Genomic DNA, 18,070 nt, shown 5'->3' on the forward strand with positions numbered 1-18,070 from the left:
TGAGTGCCGCGGCTGTCGACGCCACGGGTGCCGAAGGAGGGGCCTTCGCCGAGGCCTCGGAGGCCGGCGCAGAGGTGGGGGCAGAGGCCGGCCCAGAGGTTGGCTCAGAGGTTGGTGAGGTCCACCGGGATGTGCGGCTCGCAGCCGTCGCGCAGGATGGTGGCCTCGATCAGTCCGTAGGGCCGGTCGGCCGCGAGGTACACCTCATTGTCGTTCTCGAGCCCGAACGGCTTGAGGTCGACCAGGAAGTGGTGCTTGTTCGGGAGGGAGAAGCGCACTTCGTCGATCTCGCTGCGGTTCTCGATGATCCGCGAGCCCATCTGGTACAGGGTCTGCTGCAGCGACAGGGAGTAGGTCTCCGCGAAGGCCTGGAGCATGTGCTTCCTGACCTGGTCGTAGGACTTCTCCCAGTGGGGCGTCTTCTGCTCGTCGCCGGTCCAGTTGAAGCGCCAGCGGGCGGAGACCTGGGTGGCCAGGATGCGGTCGTACGCCTCGGGGAGCGTCGTGTACTTGTCCTTGACGTAGCCCCAGAACTCGGAGTTCGTCGAGTTCATCACGACGAGGTCCTTCAGCCCCGAGATGACCTCCCACGACGAGCCGTCATAGGTGATCTGGGTGACCCGGGTCTCCTGGCCCTTGCGCACGAAGGAGTGCTTGACGTCGTCGGCCCCGATGAACCTGGAGTTGGCGTCGGAGGTCTCGATGCGCTCCCAGGCGTACTCCTCGATGCGGATGCGCGCGGTCTTGATCGGCTCCTGCGAGGTCACGAAGTGCCGGGCGAGATGGATGCCGAACTGTTCGGCGGACTCGATGCCGTACTCCTTGGCGAAGGCGTACACCGTGTTCTTGGTGGTGTCCGTCGGCAGGACGTTCGCGTTGGAGCCCGAGTAGTGGACCTCTTCCATGTCGCCGCTCAGCGCCACGGACACGTTCAGGTCCTTGATGTGGTGCGTCGCGCCGTCGCGGGTGATCTTCACGACGCGGTTCTCGGCCTTGCCGTACTGGTTCTGTCCCAGCATCACAGGGCGGCCGCGGTGGGAATTGTCAGTCATTTCTGCTAGCTCCCTCGGTAAACGGAGTAGCCGAACGGGTTGAGCAGCAGCGGTACGTGGTAATGCTCGCCCGGCCTGACGGCGAAGGTGATCGTCACCTCGGGGAAGAACACTCCGCTCGCACCGCTGTCCCGATTCGCGGGGGCGTCCTGCTGCGCATCGGCTTGCTTCTTCTCGAAGTACGCCTCGACCTCGAAGTCGAGCCGTACGTGGGTCGTCCCCTCCGGCAGCGCCGGGAGGTCCTTGCACCGCCCGTCCGCGTCGGTCGCGGAGCCGCCGAACTCCCGCCAGTCCGCCGTACGGCCGCCACGGGCCGCAAGCCGGACGGCGACGCCCTCGGCGGGGCGTCCGACGCTGGTGTCCAGGATGTGCGTGGACACGGATGCGGTGGTGTCGGTGCTCATACGTTCTCCTCCTCCACGAGACGGGCCAGCCGGATGCGGTTGATCTTGCCCAGTTCGGAGCGGACGATCTCGCGCTCCTGCTCGGGCGAGTTGCCGATCCGTTCCTTGACCGCGTCGCGCATCTGCTCGCCGGTCCGGCCGGTGGCGCAGATCAGAAAGACATGGCCGAACCTCTCCTGGTACGCCAGGTTCAGTTCGAGCATCTCCTCCTTGAGCCCCGCGGAGGCGCCGGCCATGCCGCGCTGCTCCCGGGAGGAGGTGGGGTCCCCGGGCTTCGGCCGCCCGATCGGCGGGTGCCCCGCCATCGCCTCCGCCAGGTCCTCGGCGGTCAGCTCGGCCATGACGGCGTCGCTCGCGGCGAAGAGGTCGTCGGGGGTGGTGTAGGGGCGGTGGGTGAGCAGGGTGCGCACCCAGGCCGTCGACGCGCACGCCTCATGGAGGGCGGCGTGGGCCGCGTGCTCCTCCAGGGCGTTGAACCGGGCGAGGCCGCCGGGTGTCGTACTCGAAGTCACGGCAAGCCTCCGTGGCCTTGTGCTGGACGGGCTGCGGCTAGCTAACGCCCTCGGAAACACCACGTCAACACTTTGTTGAAAAATCGAGGTAACAACCGCCACCCCACGCGCGGCGACCACCGAAGCCCGGCGCTCAGGCCTCCTTCTCGCGGTTCAGATAGTTGTAGACGGTGAAGCGGCTGACGCCCAGCGCGCTCGCCACCGTCTCCACGCCGTGCCGCACCGAGAAGGCTCCGCGGGCCTCGAGCACCCGTACGACCTCCTGCTTGGACTTGCGGTCGAGGTCGGCCAGCGGCTTGCCCTGCTTGCGCTCCAGGGCGGCCAGGATGTGATCGAGCGAGTCGGCCAGCTGCGGCAGCCGTACGGCGACCACGTCCGCACCCTCCCAGGAGAGCACGACATCGTCGGGGCCGGCCCGGTCGGGCGCCACCATCTCGCCCCCCATGGCGTCGACCAGCGGCTTGACCGCCGCGATGAAGGGGTCGTCTCCGATACCGGTCACTTATCGCCCTCCCCGACCGCGTTCACCTGCAGCGAGACCCTGGTGGCACCGGCCGCCAGAGCCCGGCGCAGCAGCGCGTCGACCGCGGTGAGCACCGCGTCCGCGTCCCCCTCGGCGGTGTTGCCGAACGGGCCGACGTCCACGGCGTCCAGTTCGGCCGCCTCGATGACCTCGCGGGCGACCAGCGCGTGCGGGGGCGCCTCGTCGAGATCGAAGGGCTCGGTCGTGAACTCCACTCTCAATCGCACGCGCTCAACCTACTGCGCGGTGCCGATTTTCCGGCAGCCCCCTCTTGACAAGCCTCGACGCCCGACGGCAGTCTTCCATTAAGCAGAAACTAACTTCCGCAATACGGAATTCAATGACGTCTCGACTCTCGCCGGCGAACGTCTCGACACGGAAGGGAGCGCCGAGCCACATGCCGGGTTCCGAATGGGGCACAGCCACCGAGCACCGCTTCAGCGTCAACCTGTCGATCCTCTTCACGGAACTCCCGCTCCTGGAGCGCCCCGCGGCGGCCGCCGCGGCGGGCTTCACCGCGGTCGAGCTGTGGTGGCCCTGGGTCGACTCCCCCACCCCCGAGCGGTCCGAACTCGGCGCCTTGAAGGAGGCGATCGAGGACGCGGGCGTCCGGCTGACGGGGCTGAACTTCTACGCCGGACAGCTGCCCGGCCCCGACCGGGGCGCGCTGTCGATCCCCGGCGCCGAGTCGGAGCGGTTCCGCGCCAACATCGACGTGGCGGCCGACTTCGCGCGCTCGCTGGGCTGCAGGGCCCTCAACGCGCTGTACGGCAACCGTGTCGAGGGCGTGGAGGCGGCCGAGCAGGACGCGCTCGCGCTGGAGAACCTGGTCCTCGCGGCGCGGGCCGCCGACCGGAGCGGCGCGATCCTCCTGATCGAGACCCTCAACCAGCCCGAGTCACCGCGGTATCCCCTGGTGAGCGCCCCGGCGGGAGTCGCCGTCGTCGACAGGGTCAACGAGGCATCCGGCCTCGGCAATGCCAGGTTCCTCATGGACCTGTACCACCTGTCCATGAACGGCGAGGACCTGCCGTCGGTGATCGAGCGGTACGCCGCGAAGACCGGCCACGTGCAGATCGCCGACAACCCCGGGCGCGGCGCTCCGGGCACCGGGACCCTGCCCCTGGAGGACCTGCTCGGCCGTCTCAGGAAGGCCGGTTACGAGGGCTGGGTCGGCCTGGAGTACAAGCCGGGCGACCGCCCGAGCGCGGCGGCCTTCGACTGGCTGCCGACCGAGGCCCGAGCCGCCCGCTGAGCGGCAACTCATCGACGTATCACAGCAGTCAGAGAGGCACCCTCATGAGCAGCACTCTTGCAGATTCTTCCCACCCGAACCGCCCGGCCCGCCCGGCGGTCGCCTGGATCGGTCTCGGCATCATGGGCTCCCCCATGTCGGAGAACCTGGTCAAGGCCGGGTACGACGTCACCGGGTTCACGCTGGAGCAGGACAAGCTGGAGCGTCTCACCGCCGCGGGTGGTAGGGCCGCCGGTTCGATCGCCGAGGCCGTGCGGGACGCCGACGTGGTGATCACGATGGTGCCCGCCTCCCCGCAGGTCGAGGCCATCGCGTACGGCCCCGACGGCATCCTGGAGAACGCGAGGTCCGGCGCGCTGCTGATCGACATGTCGTCGATCACCCCGCAGACCTCCGTGGACCTCGCGAAGGCGGCCGCCGCGAAGGGGATCCGGGTTCTGGACGCTCCCGTGTCCGGCGGCGAGGCCGGGGCGATCGAGGCCGTGCTGTCGATCATGGTCGGTGGCGAGCAGGCCGACTTCGACGAGGCCGAGCCGCTCTTCGAGGCACTTGGCAAGACCATCGTGCTCTGCGGTCCGCACGGCTCCGGCCAGACCGTGAAGGCCGCGAACCAGCTGATCGTCGCCGTGAACATCCAGGCGTGCGCCGAGGCCGTGGTCTTCCTGGAGAAGTCCGGCGTGGACCTGAAGGCCGCGCTCGACGTCCTGGGCGGCGGGCTTGCCGGCTCGACCGTACTGACGCGGAAGAAGGACAACTTCCTGAACCGTGACTTCAAGCCGGGCTTCCGCATCGACCTGCACCACAAGGACATGGGCATCGTCACGGACGCCGCCCGCACGGTCGGCGCCGCGCTGCCGGTGGGCGCCGTGGTCGCCCAGCTCGTCGCCTCCCTGCGCGCCCAGGGCGACGGCGGCCTCGACCACTCGGCCCTCCTCCGCTCCGTGGAACGCCTCTCGGGCGCCCAGCTCTGACACGACTCCGTCACGCCAGGCACGGGCCCGCTTGTTCGGACGCGCCCCTGACTCCTCGGGCACGGCCCTGGCACCTCGGATGCGTCGGCCGCAGACTCGCGACACATGGGGCGAAGCCCTGACACCTCGGGCGCGGCCTGACGCGTCAAGCACCGCCCCGGCACGAGGGGCACCGCCCCGACACAGCGGTCGAGGCCCGTACGCCGGGCGCGGCCCCGATATCTCGGGCACAGCCCGACACGACGAGCACAACCCCGGCACACCGGGCACGGCCTGCCGACGCCGGATGCCGCCCCGACACACCGGACACGACCCCTGCACCTCGGACGCAGCCCGACACGCCGAGCACAACCCCGGTACACCGGGCACGGCCTGACGGCGTCGAACGCCGCCCGATACACCGGACACGACCCCTGCGCCTCGGGCGCAGCCCGACACGTCGGGCGCGGCCCGTACGTCGGGCGCGGCCGGATGCGTCGTCGGCGCAGCCGGCTGTGCCGGGTGCAGCCCGCTGTGCCGAGCGCAGGCCCGAGCGCTTCGGGGCGGTTCTGAGACTTCCGGGTGGTGTCGTCGCTGACACCTGTCCTGTCGCGCCCAAGCGATGGCGCCACCCGGAACCCAACCCACTTCAACAAACTGTTGACGTTCGGAACACCCCAAACCTAGGCTCCACGAAGCGGAAGTCGGTTTCCGCTGCCCCTCGCATGGAAGGTCCACGATGTCGAAGCGCGTGCTTACGACCGAGTCCGGTGCTCCGGTCGCCGACAACCAGAACTCAGCCACCGCCGGCGCAGGCGGCCCGCTCCTCCTCCAGGACCAGCACCTCCTGGAGAAGCTCGCCCGGTTCAACCGCGAGCGCATCCCGGAGCGCGTGGTGCACGCCCGCGGCTCCGGCGCGTACGGCCACTTCGAGGTCACGGACGACGTCACCGGCTTCACCCACGCCGACTTCCTGAACGCGGTCGGCAAGCGCACCGAGGTCTTCCTGCGCTTCTCCACCGTGGCCGACAACCTGGGCGGCGCGGACGCGGTCCGCGACCCGCGCGGCTTCGCGGTCAAGTTCTACACGGAGGAGGGGAATTACGACCTCGTCGGGAACAACACCCCGGTCTTCTTCATCAAGGACCCGCTCAAGTTCCCCGACTTCATCCACTCCCAGAAGCGAGACCCGTTCACGGGCAAGCAGGAGCCGGACAACGTCTGGGACTTCTGGGCGCACGCCCCCGAGGCCACGCACCAGGTGACCTGGCTGATGGGCGACCGCGGCATCCCCGCCTCGTACCGGCACATGAACGGCTACGGCTCGCACACCTACCAGTGGACGAACGCCGAAGGTGAGGCCTTCTTCGTCAAGTACCACTTCAAGACGAACCAGGGCGTCCGCAGCCTCTCCACCGAGCAGGCGCAGGAGATCGCGGGCAAGGACCCGAACTCCCACCAGACGGACCTCCTACAGGCCATCGAGCGGGGCGTACGCCCGTCCTGGACCCTCCACGTCCAGATCATGCCCGCGGCCGACGCGGCGGACTACCGCTTCAACCCCTTCGACCTCACCAAGGTGTGGCCGCACAAGGACTTCCCGCTCCAGCGCGTGGGCCGACTGGTCCTGGACCGCAACCCCGACAACGTCTTCGCCGAGGTCGAGCAGGCCGCGTTCTCCCCGAACAACTTCGTTCCGGGCATCGGCCCCTCCCCCGACAAGATGCTCCAGGGCCGGCTGTTCGCCTACGCGGACGCCCACCGCTACCGTCTCGGCGTCAACCACACCCAGCTCGCGGTGAACGCGCCGAAGGCCACGACCGCGGACAACTACGGCCGCGACGGCTTCATGGCATCCAATGCGCAGGGCCGCGCCGCCAAGAACTACGAGCCGAACTCCTACGGCGGCCCGGCCGAGACCGGCCGCCCGCTGTCGGCCCCGCTGGCCGTCGCCGGCTGGACCGGCGCCCACGAGGCTCCCCTCCACACCAAGGACGACGACTTCTTCCAGGCCGGCGAGCTCTACCGCCTGATGTCGGCCGAGGAGCGGTCCCGGCTGATCGCCAACATCGCCGGCGGCCTCGCACAGGTCTCCCGCGACGACGTCGTCGAGAAGAACCTCGCCCACTTCCACGCCGCCGACCCGGAGTACGGCCGGCGCGTGGCGGAAGCGGTCCACGCCCTGCGCGAGGACTGACCCCTGACCGCGTCACCGGGCCAGACGGGAGGTCGGCCCGGTGACGCGCGGCCCGCGAGGACCCGAGCGACCCGGATGAGGGGTGGTCGCCGGTGGCACGCGGGCACGACGAGGACCGCGGCGGATGTGAGCCAGTGCGGTGGTGAAGGTCCCGGGACCCCCTTCTCGACCTGAGGGAAGGCCGGCCCCGGTTCCGTCGCGGCCGCCGCGGTCCCCGTCACACACCGAGCGAGGCGCCGGGTACGGACTCCGTACCCGGCGCCTCGGCGTGCTCCCGGGGTGCGGAGTCGGCCGGATCACAGCAGCCTGAAAGCATGGACTATCCAAGCATCGTCGTGCACGCCCCGGCACTGGACGGCTCGCGACGGGTCACCACGGGGGACGAGACGCTCGGTGTCGCCTATCACCTCGACGACGTCATCGAGATCCTGCGGCGGGCCGAGGTCGACCTGGACGAGATCGAGGTCGACAAGACCGACATCATCGACTGGCAGGGCGGCGGACCCGACCACTGGCCGGGATTCGAGGAGCTCGAGCTCCCGGACGACTGAGAACACGCCCCGGACACGTACTCCAGAGGACGTACGCCGGCTACGCAACCCTCAAATCAAGCTCTGAACACGACCCCAGGGGCTTCACCTCACCCCGGTGGTGGGCACATTCTCGGCACACGAGGCCCGCCGGCACGGGGGCGGCGGGCCTCGTGACGGGGGTACGGGGGATCACGGGGGAACAGCACGAGGGGCGGCTCACCCAAACGGTGAACCGCCCCTGGTATGTCCGCGACCGGTACGTGCGCGACCGGTACGCGAGGAATGCGTACGTCAGACCTTCAGCGTCCTGATGGACGTGGGCGCGTGGCCCGGCTCGGTCGCGATCTCCTCGAACTCCACGACGTTGCCGATGTCGTTCGTCGTGGACATCGAGATGTTGGTGACGCGCTCCAGGATCGCCTCGACGACGACCGGCACCCGGAACTCGGCGGCCAGCTTCTTGGCCTGCTCGAAGGCGGCGCCCAGCTCGGCCGGGTCGGTGACACGGATCGCCTTGCAGCCGAGGCCCTCGACGACCTTGACGTGGTCGACGCCGTAGACGCCGAGCTCGGGCGAGTTGATGTTCTCGAACTCCAGCTTGACCTGGAAGTCGATGTCGAAGGCCCGCTGCGCCTGGCGGATCAGGCCCAGGTAGGCGTTGTTGACCAGGACGTGGACGTACGGGATCCGGTGCTGGGCGCCGACGGCCAGCTCCTCGATCATGAACTGGAAGTCGTAGTCGCCGGAGAGGGCGACGACGGAGGCCTCCGGGTCGGCCTTGGCGACGCCCAGCGCGGCCGGGATCGTCCAGCCGAGCGGTCCCGCCTGGCCGCAGTTGATCCAGTGCCGGGGCCGGTAGACATGCAGCATCTGGGCGCCGGCGATCTGCGAGAGGCCGATGGTGGAGACGTACCGGGTCTCCGGGCCGAAGGCCTTGTTCATCTCCTCGTAGACGCGCTGCGGCTTGATCGGGATGTCGTCGAAGTGCGTACGGCGCTGGAGGGTCGCCCTGCGCTCCTGGGCGGAGGCGGCCCACGCGGAGCGGTCCGGCAGCCGGCCCTCCGCCCTGAGTTCCTTCGCCACCTGGACGAACAGTTCGAGCGCGGCCTTCGCGTCGGAGGCGATGCCGTAGTCCGGGGCGAAGATCTTGCCGATCTGGGTGGGCTCGATGTCGACGTGGACGAAGGTGCGGCCCGCGGTGTAGACGTCCAGCTTGCCGGTGTGGCGGTTGGCCCAGCGGTTGCCGATGCCCAGGACGAAGTCGGACTCCAGGAAGGTCGCGTTGCCGTAGCGGTGCGAGGTCTGCAGGCCCACCATGCCGGCGTTCAGCTCGTGGTCGTCGGGCAGGACACCCCAGCCCATCAGGGTGGGGACGACCGGAATGCCCGTCAACTCGGCGAATTCCACGAGGAGTTCGCTGGTATCGGCGTTGATGACACCGCCGCCGGCGACGATCAGGGGCCGCTCGGACTCGTTCAGCAGCCCGATCGCCTTCTCGATCTGGGCGCGGGTGGCGGCGGGCTTGTACGCCTGGAGCGGCTCGTACGTCTCCGGGTCGAACTCGATCTCGGTGAGCTGGACGTCGATGGGCAGGTCGATGAGGACCGGGCCCGGACGGCCGGAGCGCATGAGGTGGAAGGCCTGCTGGAAGACGCCGGGAACCTGGGCCGCCTCCAGCACGGTGACCGCCATCTTGGTCACCGGCTTCGCGATCGAGGCGATGTCGACGGCCTGGAAGTCCTCCTTGTGGATCACGGCGGTCGGCGCCTGGCCCGTGACGCACAGGATCGGGATCGAGTCGCCGATCGCGGAGTAGAGGCCGGTGATCATGTCGGTGCCTGCGGGTCCCGACGTACCGATGCAGACGCCGATGTTGCCCGGCCGGGTGCGGGTGTAGCCCTCCGCCATGTGCGAGGCGCCCTCGACATGGCGGGCGAGGGTGTGACTGATCCCCCCGGCGGCCTTGAGGGCCGCGTAGAAGGGGTTGATCGCCGCACCCGGGACGCCGAACGCGTCGCTGACGCCCTCGCGCTTGAGGATCTCGACTGCCGCGCGGGCAGCGGTCATACGAGCCATGGAGTACTCCTGCTTCGGCTGTCGGATTCGCGCTCCCGTCGCGCCCCTCGGAGAGCTGGTGATTCCTGGTGACTTCGCAGTGCGAAAATTCCACATTGCGGAAATTAACTTCTACTATCTGGAAATAATGTAGGTGGCGTGCCGAAGAGCGTCAAGGGTGCGCACCCGGCCGGATCCACAGGAGGGAAGGGCGGGGGCCGTCGGAGCGTTTCGCTCCCGCGGGCCCCTCACCCGGAGGACGATGGACACGCTGTCCCGACGTGACGTCCTGGAGTGGGCCATGGCCGAGAGCGTGCCGGTGCGGTGTCCGGCCTGCCGTCGCGAGCATCTCTTTGCCGCGCCGTCGTACCCGTGCGTGTGCGGTGCCCCCGTCACGCCTCCGCTCGACCGCCTCGCCGATCCCGCGCCGGTCACCCACCGCACCTGGGACGAGGACTGGGTCACGGTCCCCTGCGACACCTGCGGGCGCGCGGACCAGTGGCCCCATCCGGAACTGGGCTGCCCCTGCGGAGCCATGCTGCGGATTCCGGTACGAGGGGTACGGCGCCCCCTGCGCGCGGAGATCGTGCCGGGCACCGGCGCCCCCGCGGACCTGGAGACGGAACCGGACACCAAGGCGGCACCCCACACCCCCGAGCCACCGCCCCCCGGTACCGCCGGGTCGCCACCCCTCGGTACCGCAGAGTCGTCACCCGCCCCCGCCACACCGGACAGCCCTGTCATCCCCGACCACGTCCCGCTGCCCCGCACCACCCCGGCCCCCCGCCCGGTGTTCCAGCCGGTGACCATCCGCACCGCCCGTGACGCCGTCACGGCGGCCGCGCTGTATCTGCGGTGGCTCGGCTACCGCGACATCCGCAGGGCGGACCAGCGCCCGCCCACGGGCATCGGGCTCGCCGCCCGCGGCATGCTGGCGCAGGTGGACCCCACCGTCCGCCCGGCCACACTGCGCGACGTGGAGTGCCTGTGGCTGACGGCCATGTCGGAGTCCACGGGATGCGTCTACTTCTCCCTGGCCGGGTACGCGGACGACGCCCGCCGCCGCGCCGACGCCCTCGGGATCCCCCTCTTCGTGCTCGACCTCACCGGCACCCCCCAGCCGGTGAACACCCACGCCGACGAACTCCTCGCCACCGGGGCCTGAACCCCGGCGGCGGGGGGCGCTCTATTCGGCGTACGTCTGCCGCAGTTCGATCTTGCGGACCTTCCCCGACACCGTCATCGGGAAGGACTCCAGGACCTGCAGGCGGCTGGGGATCTTGTAGTGGGCCAACCGGCCCTCGCAGAAGGCGCGCAGTTCCCCCAGCGTCAGGGGGTCGGCCGGGTCCAGCGGGATGACGCAGGCGAGCACCTCCTCGCCGTAGCGCTCGTGGGGCACCCCGACCACCTGGACATCGGCGATCTTCGGATGGGCGTAGAGGAACTCCTCGATCTCACGCGGGTAGATGTTCTCGCCGCCGCGGATGATCATGTCCTTGATGCGGCCGACGATCTCGACGTACCCGTCCTCACGCATCACCGCGAGGTCGCCCGTGTGCATCCAGCGCCCCGCGTCGACGGCCTCGGCGGTCTTCTCGGGCTCGTTCCAGTAGCCGAGCATCACGCTGTAGCCGCGGGTGCACAGCTCTCCGGCGGTGCCGCGGGGCTGTGTCACCCCGTCCACCGGGTCGACGACCTTCACCTCCAGGTGCGGGAGCACCCGGCCGACGGTGCCGGTGCGGTGCTCCAGGTCGTCGTCCCTGCGGGTCTGCAGGGACACGGGCGAGGTCTCGGTCATGCCGTAGCAGATGGAGACCTCCGCCATGTGCATCTCGGCGACCACCCGCTTCATCACCTCGACCGGGCACGGCGAGCCCGCCATGATGCCGGTGCGCAGCGAGGACAGGTCGTACGACGCGAAGCCGGGGAGGTTCAACTCCGCGATGAACATGGTCGGTACGCCGTACAGCGAGGTGCATCGCTCGTCCTGGACCGCGCGGAGCGTCGCCGCCGGGTCGAAGGAGGGCGTGGGGATGACCATGCAGGCGCCGTGCGAGGTCGCGGCGAGGTTGCCCATCACCATGCCGAAGCAGTGGTAGAAGGGCACGGGGATGCAGATCCGGTCCTGCTCGCTGTAGGCGATCGACTCGCCCACGAAATAGCCGTTGTTGAGGATGTTGTGGTGGGAGAGGGTCGCCCCCTTGGGGAAGCCCGTCGTGCCCGAGGTGTACTGGATGTTGATGGGATCGTCGCAGGACAACTCGCTCTCGCGAACCCGGAATTCCTCGTGGAGATCCGGAGTCCCGCGCCCGATCAGGGCGTCCCAGCTCGGGTCACCGATGTAGACGGTCTCCCGCAACTGCGGGCATCTGCCGCGCACTTCCTCGACCATCGCCCGGTAGTCGCTGGTCTTGTGGCTGAGGGAGGCGAAGAGCAGCGAGATGCCGGCCTGCTGGAGGACGTACTCGACCTCGTGGGTGCGGTAGGCCGGGTTGATGTTCACCATGACCGCGCCGATGCGGGCGGTGGCGTACTGGACGAGCACCCATTCCGGGCAGTTGACCGCCCAGATGCCCACCCGGTCGCCCTTGGCGATGCCGGTGGCCAGCAGCGCGTACGCCAACTCGTCGACGTCCGCGGAGAACTGGGCGTACGTCCAGCGCCGCCCGGACGGCACGTCGACGAGCGCCTCCCGGTCCGGCCAGGCCGCGACCGCCCGGTCCAGGTTGGTCCCGATGGTGTCGCCGAGCAGGGTCGTCGCGCTGGTCCCGTGCGCGTAGGAGAGTGCGCTCACCGGAAGTCCTCCTCGCGGTACTCGGCGTCCGAGCCGGCGGCCGTGGCCTCGCGCAGCTCGATCCGGCGGATCTTGCCGGAGATGGTCTTGGGGAGCGTGCCGAACTCCAGACGGCGGATGCGCTTGTACGGCGCGAGGACCGTCCGCGAGTGTTCGAAGAGCATCTTCGCCAGGTCGGGGCCCGGCTCGTGGCCCGCCGCGAGGACGATGTACGCCTTCGGGACGGCGAGCCGCAGTGCGTCGGGGGCCGGGACGACGGCCGCCTCCGCCACCGCCTCGTGCTCCAGCAGGGCGCTCTCCAGCTCGAAGGGCGAGATCTTGTAGTCGGAGGCCTTGAACACGTCGTCGGCGCGGCCGACGTAGGTGATGTATCCGTCCTCGTCCCGGGAGCCGATGTCACCGGTGCGGTAGTAGCCGCCCGCCATCGCCTCCGCCGTACGGTCGGCGTCGCCGTGGTAGCCGGTCATCACGCCCACCGGTCGCGCCGACAGATCGAGCGCGATCTCCCCCTCGACCGCCCCGGGCGCACCCGTGACCGGGTCGAGGAGTTCGACGCGGAAGCCGGGACTGGGCCGTCCCATGGAGCCCGTCTTGAGCTGCTGCCCGGGGCTGTTGGAGACCTGGACGGCCGTCTCGGTCTGCCCGAAGCCGTCCCGGATGGTGACGCCCCAGGCGCGCCGCACCTGTTCGATGACCTCCGGGTTCAGCGGCTCACCGGCGGCGACGGCCTCGCGTGGCGGGGTGCGCAGCTGCGTCAGGTCGGCCTGGATGAGCATCCGCCAGACCGTGGGCGGCGCGCAGAAGGTGGTGACGCCCGCCCGGTCCATCTCCGCCATCAGCCGGCCCGGGTCGAAGCGCGTGTAGTTGTGGATGAAGACGGTCGCCTCCGCGTTCCAGGGCGCGAAGAGGTTGGACCAGGCGTGCTTGGCCCAGCCGGGCGAGGAGATGTTCAGGTGCACGTCGCCGGGCTTGAGCCCGATCCAGTACATCGTCGACAGATGACCGATCGGGTAGGAGGCGTGGGTGTGTTCGACGAGCTTGGGGCGGGCGGTGGTGCCGGAGGTGAAGTAGAGCATCAGGGGGTCGTCGGAGTGGGTGACACCCTCCGGCTCGAAGTTCGCGTCGGCGGCGTACGCCTCCTCGTACGGCCGCCAGCCGGGCCGGGCTCCCCCCACCGTGATCCGGGTGTAGCGACCGGGCACCTCGTCGAACTTCTCGGCGTCCTCGGCGCGCGCGATCACATGCCGGATGCGGCCGCGCTCGACCCGGTCGCGCAGGTCGGCGGGGCCCAGCAGGGTGGTCGCGGGGATGACGACGGCGCGCAGCTTCATCGCGGCGAGGGCCGTCTCCCACAGCTCGACCTGGTTGCCGAGCATGACCAGCACGCGGTCCTCGGCGCGTACGCCCCGCGCGCGCAGCCAGTTGGCCACCCGGTTCGAACGCTCGGAGAGGGCGGCGAAGGAGAATTCGGCGCGCTCTGCGTCCTCCTCGACGATGTGCAGGGCGGTGCGGTCGTTGCCCCGTGCGATGACGTCGAACCAGTCGAGCGCCCAGTTGAAGGACTCCGGGCGGGGCCAGTCGAAGCCCTCGTACGCCGTGGCGTAGTCCGCACGGTGCTCCAGCAGGAAGTCCCGCGCGGCGCGGAACTCGTCCGTCGCACCGTTCGTCACCGTCATGTGTCCTCCTCGTTGCCGCACAGCCGCCTTCGACAAAGGCCCCTAGCATCGTGTATTCCGTGATGGAGGTCTCACCACCCCCGAACGGGGGTACGCCGCGACGAAGGGGCGAACACGTGGCAGCAGACACGGCCGAGGCGGTGGAATTGCGTGGTGCGCTGGTACGACTGCGGCGCGCCACGGGGCTGCCGGTCGCCTTCGGCGGCCTCGTCGAACCCGGTCGCGCCCAGGTACGTATCAGCGAACTCAGTGGTACGGCGACGCCCGCACTCAGCGCCCTCGCCGTGTCCTCGGGCAACGGCCTGGGCGGCAAGGCCGTCGCGCTGGCCCGGCCCTGCGCGGTGACGGACTACTCCGCCTCCCGGCAGATCAGCCACGAGTACGACGTGGCGGTCGCCACCGAGGGCCTGTGCTCCGTGATCGCCGTACCCGTCGTCGTACGCCGCCGGGTGCGCGGGGTGTTGTACGGCGCCCTGCGCACGGCCCAGCCCCTGGGTGACCGCACGCTCGGCGCGGCGGTGGCGGCGGCCCGGGACGTGGAGCAGGCGCTGGTCGTACGGGACGAGGCGCAGGGGCTGCTGACCGTCGCCCGGGAGCCCGAACCGGCGGTCGGGAGCCCCGCGTGGGAAGAGGTCCGCGAGGCGCACGGGGCGCTGCGGGCACTGGCGCCGCGCATCGTCGACCCGGCGCTGCGGGCCGAACTGCTCGACGTGTGCGGGCGGCTGGCGGGTGCGGCGGCGTCCGACGCCCGGACGCCTCGCGTCGACCTCGCCCCGCGCGAGGTGGACGTTCTCGCCTGCGTCGCGGCGGGAGCCACCAACGGGGTTGCCGCCGAGCGGTTGGGGCTGCGGCCGGAGACGGTCAAGGGGTATCTGCGCTCGGCCATGCGCAAGCTCGGTGCGCACACGCGGTGGGAGGCGGTGGTCGCCGCGCGGCGGGTCGGGCTGTTGCCGTAGCTTCCGGCTGCCCCGGCTTCGGCCGCTCCGCGGGCTCTTCTCCGCCGCTCCGCGACGATTTCCCACCCAACCGCCCCTTATGACCGCTTCACGGCCCCCCATTCCGGCCGCTCCGCGACCCCCGCCTGGCGTTCTTCATTCAGGCGACGACGTCCTGAAATACGTTATGCCAACACTCTTGTTATTTCCCTCACCACCGTGAGACTCCGAAATTCAAAGAGTCGTTGCCTAATATTGGCTCGGACACGACATGCGAGGGGAGCGGTGACCGTGCGAGGGGACTTCAAGGAGCCTGCGAGACCCCGCCCCGACCTGGTCATCGGCCGGGAGGAGCTCTTCGCGGGCGCCCGCGAGCAGCTCTCCGACGGAGGCAGCGTGCTGGTGCACGGCCCCGCGGGAATAGGAAAGTCCACCGTTCTGCGTGCGCTGGCAGCGGAATGCGCCGAATCTGCACACACCGTCTTGCGCTGCTCGGCGACCGAGTCCGAATCCCATCTGCCCTTCCTCGCCCTGGCCGACCTCCTCGGCCTGGTGGTGGACCAGGTCTCCGACCGGCTGCCCGCCCCGCAGCGCACCGCCCTCGAATCGGCCCTCACCGGCCGCGGGGAATCGACCCTGCAACGCGACGGCCTCGCCCTGCGCCTCGCGGTCCTCTCCGTGCTGCGCGCGCTGGCAGCCCAGGGCCCGGTCCTGATCGTCGCCGACGACCTCCAGTGGCTGGATCCGGCCAGCGCCGAACTGCTCGGCTTCGCCGCCCGCAGGCTCGGCGAGATGCCCGTACGGATGCTGTCCGCGGTGCGCACCGACACCGAGCCACGGGACCAACAGCACGATCGCCATCTACGCGCGTCCCCGCCGGACACCCTGGCCGTGCGGCTCAACCCGCTCTCCCGCGCGCAGGTCGCCGAACTCCTCGGCCGGCGCGGCTACACCGGGCTGCCCCGCACGACCGTCCGCGACATCCACCGCACCAGCGGCGGCAACCCGCTCTTCGCACTGGAACTCGGCCGCGCGCTCGCCGAGAATCCCGCCCGGCCGAGCCCCGGCGAACCACTGCCCGTGCCGACCTCGTTGCGCGCGCTCGTGCTCAGCCGTCTGGAGATGCTCTCGGCCGAGGCCCGCCACACCCTGCTCGTCGCGAGCGCGGGCGCCCGCCCCACGCTGGCGCTGCTGCACGCGGCCGGGCGCGAGAACGCCGAGGCCGAGACCGCGCGCGCCGCCTCGCTCGGGCTGCTGGCGACCGAGCGCGAGACACCGGGCATCCGGTTCGCGCATCCGATGATCTCGGCCGCCCTGTACGCGGAGGCGAGCGCCCAGGAACGCCGCGCCGCCCATGCCGCGCTCTCCACGGCCGCCTCCGACCCCATCGAACGGGCCCGGCATCTCGCCCTGGCCACCACCGGTACCGATCCCCAGGTCGCCGCCCGGCTCGGGGAGGCGGCGGCTGTGGCCAGGGACCGGGGCGCGCCCTCGGTCGCGGCCGGGCTCGGGCTGCTCGCGGCCCGGCACACTCCCCCGGAGACCGTTCCCGGCCCGGACGAGCGGCGGTTGCAGGCCGCCGAGGACGCGCTGACCGCCGGGGAGTCGGACCTCGCGCGGGACATCGCCCGCGACGCGCTCCGCCGGGTCACCGCGCCGGCCGAGCGCGTGCGCGCCTGGATGGTCGTCATCGACGCGGCGGGGCAGGCCATGGCCGAGGTCGACGCGGTCTTCCCGCAGGCCCTCGCCGACGCGGGCGAGGATCCCCGGCTGCTCGCGCTCGTGCGCTACCAACTCGCCTGGCGGGCCCTGCTGGTGGAGGGCGAGATGGCCAAGGGCCGCGAGGAGGCCGCGATCGCCGCCCAGCTCGCCGCCCGCGCCGGGGACCGGCCCACCGAACTCCTCGCGCTCGGCTTCCAGGCCCAGATGGAGACTCTGATGGGCCATCCGGGCGCACCCGCCACCATCCAGCGGGCGATGCGCGAGCCGCAGGACCCCCGGGTGGCGTGCGACCACAACGGCGCCGGCGCCGCCCGCTTCCGCTGGCTGATCATGGGCGACCAGCTCGCCGAGGCCCGCACCACGATCACCGCCCTGCTGCGCGAGGTGCGGCGGCGCGGGATGGTCGAGAGCGAGGTGCACTTCCTGCGCGGGCTCGCCGAGACCGAGCTGCGCTCCGGGCACTGCGGGCGGGCGCTCGACCTGGCCCGGGAGAGCCTGCGGCTGGCCCGCGACACCGGGATCGGCGAGGCGGCCACCGCCATGTTCACCTCGCTCGCCGAGGCCGCGGGCGGTGACGTCGACCGGGCGCTGGCGCTGGCCCGGGAGGCCGTGGACCGCGCCGAGGAGGACGGCGACCTGGTCTACCTCTCCCGAGCCCTGGGCGCCCTCGGGCACGCCCAGCTGGTGGCCGGGGACTCGCTCGCGGTCGTGCAGTCCCTGCGGCGGGTACGGGAGCTGGAGGAACGGCTCGGGGTCACGGACCCGGCCCGGGGGCGCTGGCACGGCGACCTGGCCGAGGCGCTGGTGCGGATCGGTGAGCCGGTCGAGGCGCAGGACGTCATCGACGCCACGCGGGCGCAGGCGCTGCGGCTCGGGCGGGAGAGCGTGCTCGCCGTGCTCGACCGGGCGGAGGCGCTGGTGCGGGCCACGCGCGGTGAACAGGGGCCCGCGGTACGTCAGCTGACGGCCGCTCAGGACCGGCTGGGCAAGCTGGGCTACGGCCTGGAGGAGGCCCGGGCGGCGTACGCCCTCGCCGGGCTGCGCACCCACCGGCCGGGGCCGACCTCCTACGACGAGGCGACGCGGCTGTTCCGCCGCTGCCGGGCGCTGCCGTGGCTGCGGCAGGTGGAGTCCGCGAGTGCGGCCGGTCCCGCGGTGGCCCCGGCCACGACGCCGCTCGCTCCCGCCGCGCTCGAGGGCCTCGCCGCGACGGAGCGTCAGGTCGCGGCGCTGGTCATGGAGGGCGCGACCAACCGGGAGATAGCCGCGCGGCTGTTCATCAGCGTGAAGACCGTCGAGGCGACGCTGACGCGGGTGTACCGGAAGCTGGGGATCCGGTCGCGGGTGGACATCGTTCGGCTGGCTGCGGGGCGCCGGAGCGGGTGAATTTTTCCGCCTCCACCGGCCCGCGGCCGAAGGTTCGGTGGCTAAACCCCGTGTCTCTCAAGCAAGGGTTTTCCCT

General features: G+C 70.9%; 15 protein-coding genes. 7 read left to right on the plus strand and 8 right to left on the minus strand.

Annotation, left to right across the window (positions count from 1 at the left end):
* Positions 1 to 104 precede the first annotated feature (104 nt).
* From pucL to ACZ7M2_RS16480, 5 genes are all read right to left on the minus strand, one after another.
* Positions 105 to 1,052 (minus strand): factor-independent urate hydroxylase, encoded by a 948-nt coding sequence (gene pucL / locus ACZ7M2_RS16460; protein ID WP_471595812.1) that lies wholly within the window; start codon positions 1,050 to 1,052, stop codon positions 105 to 107.
* Positions 1,053 to 1,057: 5 nt separating this feature from the next.
* On the minus strand, positions 1,058 to 1,456 hold the full coding sequence (uraH, locus tag ACZ7M2_RS16465) for a hydroxyisourate hydrolase (protein WP_352044525.1): 399 nt from the start codon (positions 1,454 to 1,456) through the stop codon (positions 1,058 to 1,060).
* Positions 1,453 to 1,968 carry a 2-oxo-4-hydroxy-4-carboxy-5-ureidoimidazoline decarboxylase gene (uraD, locus tag ACZ7M2_RS16470; protein WP_471595813.1) on the minus strand — a complete coding sequence of 172 codons (516 nt, stop codon included), beginning with the start codon at positions 1,966 to 1,968 and terminating at the stop codon, positions 1,453 to 1,455. The genes uraH and uraD overlap by 4 nt, the downstream gene beginning before the upstream one ends.
* A 133-nt stretch (positions 1,969 to 2,101) precedes the next feature.
* Positions 2,102 to 2,470: a helix-turn-helix domain-containing protein gene (locus ACZ7M2_RS16475; RefSeq protein ID WP_382123558.1), complete on the minus strand. Its 369-nt coding sequence runs from the start codon at positions 2,468 to 2,470 to the stop codon at positions 2,102 to 2,104.
* On the minus strand, positions 2,467 to 2,718 hold the full coding sequence (locus ACZ7M2_RS16480) for a YkoF family thiamine-binding protein (protein WP_054237051.1): 252 nt from the start codon (positions 2,716 to 2,718) through the stop codon (positions 2,467 to 2,469). Before ACZ7M2_RS16480 ends, ACZ7M2_RS16475 begins: the two co-directional genes overlap by 4 nt.
* A 170-nt stretch (positions 2,719 to 2,888) precedes the next feature.
* Here ACZ7M2_RS16480 and ACZ7M2_RS16485 point away from each other — a divergent pair, with 170 nt between their 5' ends.
* The 4 genes from ACZ7M2_RS16485 (at position 2,889) to ACZ7M2_RS16500 (ending at position 7,444) form a co-directional block, all read left to right on the plus strand.
* Entirely contained in the window at positions 2,889 to 3,746 is an 858-nt protein-coding gene (locus tag ACZ7M2_RS16485) for a TIM barrel protein (RefSeq protein ID WP_471595814.1), read from the plus strand.
* Between the two features lie 44 nt (positions 3,747 to 3,790).
* Entirely contained in the window at positions 3,791 to 4,717 is a 927-nt protein-coding gene (locus tag ACZ7M2_RS16490; RefSeq protein WP_471595815.1) for a 2-hydroxy-3-oxopropionate reductase, read from the plus strand.
* A 718-nt stretch (positions 4,718 to 5,435) separates the two neighbouring features.
* On the plus strand, positions 5,436 to 6,893 hold the full coding sequence (locus ACZ7M2_RS16495) for a catalase (RefSeq protein ID WP_471595816.1): 1,458 nt from the start codon (positions 5,436 to 5,438) through the stop codon (positions 6,891 to 6,893).
* Between the two features lie 314 nt (positions 6,894 to 7,207).
* Complete coding sequence (locus ACZ7M2_RS16500) at positions 7,208 to 7,444, plus strand: hypothetical protein (RefSeq protein WP_352044519.1); 237 nt, start codon at positions 7,208 to 7,210, stop codon at positions 7,442 to 7,444.
* 273 nt (positions 7,445 to 7,717) lie between these two features.
* On the opposite strand, the gene gcl is transcribed toward ACZ7M2_RS16500, so the two are convergent.
* Positions 7,718 to 9,502, minus strand: coding sequence for a glyoxylate carboligase (gene gcl / locus ACZ7M2_RS16505; protein ID WP_471595817.1), 1,785 nt, complete (start codon positions 9,500 to 9,502; stop codon positions 7,718 to 7,720).
* Between the two features lie 280 nt (positions 9,503 to 9,782).
* On the opposite strand from gcl, the gene ACZ7M2_RS16510 reads away from it, so the two are divergent.
* Positions 9,783 to 10,646, plus strand: coding sequence for a hypothetical protein (locus ACZ7M2_RS16510; RefSeq protein WP_471596035.1), 864 nt, complete (start codon positions 9,783 to 9,785; stop codon positions 10,644 to 10,646).
* 21 nt (positions 10,647 to 10,667) lie between these two features.
* On the opposite strand, the gene ACZ7M2_RS16515 is transcribed toward ACZ7M2_RS16510, so the two are convergent.
* A complete protein-coding gene (locus ACZ7M2_RS16515) occupies positions 10,668 to 12,275 on the minus strand; it encodes an AMP-binding protein (RefSeq protein WP_471595818.1) in 1,608 nt (535 codons plus the stop codon).
* Positions 12,272 to 13,951 (minus strand): AMP-binding protein, encoded by a 1,680-nt coding sequence (locus ACZ7M2_RS16520; protein ID WP_471595819.1) that lies wholly within the window; start codon positions 13,949 to 13,951, stop codon positions 12,272 to 12,274. Before ACZ7M2_RS16520 ends, ACZ7M2_RS16515 begins: the two co-directional genes overlap by 4 nt.
* A gap of 116 nt (positions 13,952 to 14,067) precedes the next feature.
* Between ACZ7M2_RS16520 and ACZ7M2_RS16525 the strand changes: the two genes are divergently transcribed.
* Positions 14,068 to 14,907 (plus strand): response regulator transcription factor, encoded by an 840-nt coding sequence (locus tag ACZ7M2_RS16525; protein WP_471595820.1) that lies wholly within the window; start codon positions 14,068 to 14,070, stop codon positions 14,905 to 14,907.
* Between the two features lie 264 nt (positions 14,908 to 15,171).
* Positions 15,172 to 17,994, plus strand: a complete 2,823-nt coding sequence (locus ACZ7M2_RS16530; protein ID WP_471595821.1) for an AAA family ATPase — start codon at positions 15,172 to 15,174, stop codon at positions 17,992 to 17,994.
* Positions 17,995 to 18,070: the final 76 nt, after the last annotated feature.

The sequence above is a fragment of the Streptomyces sp. NPDC111507 genome (assembly GCF_055638955.1).